The sequence below is a fragment of the Yersinia sp. 2542 StPb PI genome, assembly GCF_048593855.1.
In the GTDB taxonomy this organism is placed as follows: Bacteria; Pseudomonadota; Gammaproteobacteria; order Enterobacterales; family Enterobacteriaceae; genus Yersinia; species Yersinia enterocolitica_E.
This window is the reverse complement of record NZ_JAZGQA010000346.1, coordinates 1-2,043: the sequence shown is the minus strand read 5'-3', so window position 1 is coordinate 2,043 and position 2,043 is coordinate 1. Positions and strand designations below refer to the sequence as shown.

Here is a 2,043-nt window from a genome sequence, read left to right as displayed (position 1 = left end):
AGCGTCCCTTTTGTCGTTTTCTCGCATTTTTGGACATAGATAACTGTTCGGCTATTAAAGCCAAAACAGCATGATACCCTGTAGTAAAAGCCCCAAACACTCCAAATATAAATGCATATTGGATGTACGAGTCCACATTACTTACAGTTGATAAAGCGACCGAAGTAATAGAAAAAAAACCGAATATCGTGGAATAGAAATATTTAAAAAACAATATATTATGACGCATCAATAGTCCCTTATCCGTTAAATGCCTTTCCCGATTTTATCCACAATTCGATTGTTTTGTACAATGCTAACAACAGAGTTTGCTCCTTCTCTCCCGCCCTCCATTCATATGGTATCCTGGTGACCACTATCCGCAAAATGTTGGAGCATAAAACCCAGAATCAGCGCAAAGCATGGCAACTGGCACACCAGCTTCGCATTCCCTCCAAAAGAAACATTATCAACCGGTTAATTCGGGAGGTTTAACCATATCCGACCGTAGCATTCGATAGCAGTATCACTAAAACATAGCCCCTTACCACCCCAGACCAAACGACCATAATAGGGCGTAACATCTTTGCGCCCTTTCCTACTGAGGAAAGACCAATGACCAAATTACTGACATTAGAAGAATGGGCGGAAGAAACCTACCGCAGCAAGCAACCAACCCCCCAGACACTTCAGCGCTGGGCGCGAGGTGGCAATATTTACCCGGCACCTGAAAAACATGGGCGCGAGTATCGTGTACAGCCAGGCGCGATTTATATTCAGCCTAAAAGTTATCGGCTGGCAAAAGAAATACTTAAAACATCCCCCAGTACAAGTTCATCACTGATAGAGAGAATTAATCATGGCATCAAGGCCAAAACGATATGATGCCAACTTACCCAAAAATCTGACATATCGGCGATATTACAAATCTTATTACTGGCGAAATCCACTTACTGGAAAAGAGATCCCTCTGGGACAAATTGCCCGGAGGGATGCCATCTCTCAGGCCATTCAGGCTAACAACTATATTGAATCAAACTTTCAGCCAGTAGCCCTGCTTGAACGATTACAAGCCCCTGCCCCAACTCCTGCGGCTAAAGCCGAGATTAATACCGTAGCGAGTTGGCTAAAGCGCTATTCAGAACTATTAAAGCGTCGCGAACTGGCTGAGAACACCATGAAAATGAGAGTCCTGCAAATCGGATATATTAAGCAAGAATTTGGAGAGAGGCCGATCGAGACTGTGACCACCAAGCATATTGCTGATTTTATTAATACCTATGTCGATAATGGTAAAAGTTCGATGGCGGTAAATCTACGTTCTGTTTTGTCTGATGTTTTTCGCGAAGCAATAGCTGATGGTTTAATTAGCACCAACCCAGTGGAAGCAACACGCACGCCGTCACCAAAAGTTAAGCGGGAACGGCTCGACTATGCTGCCTTTTGCAAGATTTATGAGGCTGCCGGCCAACAGCAAAACTGGGTTCAACTCAGCCTGGCATTGGCGCTAATTACTGGCCAACGCCGTGACGATGTGCGGCAATTAAAAAGAAGTGATGTGCATGACGGCAAGCTCTGGATCGTCCAAAGTAAGACTAAGATGCAGATAGCAATATCCCTATCATTACGGCTGGAAATAATGAATACCACGGTTGGCGACATTATAGAAAAGTGCCTGAATAACAGTAAAAGTGAATATCTCATCAGCTCATCCAGCAAAAGTTCAGGCCGAGAACCTGGAGCCTTAAACGCGGACTCGCTTACCAAAGCATTTGTTAAAGCATTAAAGGCCACCAATCTGGTTTATGAAATATCCCCTCCCAGCTTTCACGAGATCCGCAGCCTGGCATCGCGTCTTTATGAAGCGGAATACGGTAAGGAGTTTGCACAGAAATTGCTTGGACACAAATCGATGAAAATGACGAATGTATACCTGGATTCACGTAAAAATGAGTGGGTTGAGATTTAGGCCGAGTATAGGATTTCGTGGAAATTTCGTTTATTTTCGTTTGTTGCGAAAAAAATTCTTTAAAATCAATAAAATAAAAAGAGACCGAATACGAT

Annotated in this window: 3 protein-coding genes; 2 read left to right on the top strand and 1 reads right to left on the bottom strand. The window is 43.5% G+C overall.

Annotated elements, in window-relative coordinates; genetic code table 11:
• A partial coding sequence (locus tag V1952_RS21465) for a hypothetical protein (RefSeq protein WP_420075512.1) occupies nucleotides 1–229 on the bottom strand: 229 nt, incomplete at its 3' end.
• Nucleotides 230–594: 365 nt separating this feature from the next.
• On the opposite strand from V1952_RS21465, the gene V1952_RS21460 reads away from it, so the two are divergent.
• Both V1952_RS21460 and V1952_RS21455 read left to right on the top strand, forming a co-directional pair.
• Nucleotides 595–864 (top strand): excisionase, encoded by a 270-nt coding sequence (locus V1952_RS21460; protein WP_049688719.1) that lies wholly within the window; start codon nucleotides 595–597, stop codon nucleotides 862–864.
• Nucleotides 839–1,948 carry a site-specific integrase gene (locus tag V1952_RS21455; protein ID WP_408571946.1) on the top strand — a complete coding sequence of 370 codons (1,110 nt, stop codon included), beginning with the start codon at nucleotides 839–841 and terminating at the stop codon, nucleotides 1,946–1,948. The genes V1952_RS21460 and V1952_RS21455 overlap by 26 nt, the downstream gene beginning before the upstream one ends.
• Nucleotides 1,949–2,043: the final 95 nt, after the last annotated feature.

Excerpts from the sequence above, each read along its gene's own strand:
- V1952_RS21460 (WP_049688719.1), top strand. The coding sequence starts at position 595 with ATGACCAAATTACTGACATTAGAAGAATGGGCGGAAGAAACCTACCGC.
- V1952_RS21455 (WP_408571946.1), top strand. The coding sequence starts at position 839 with ATGGCATCAAGGCCAAAACGATATGATGCCAACTTACCCAAAAATCTG.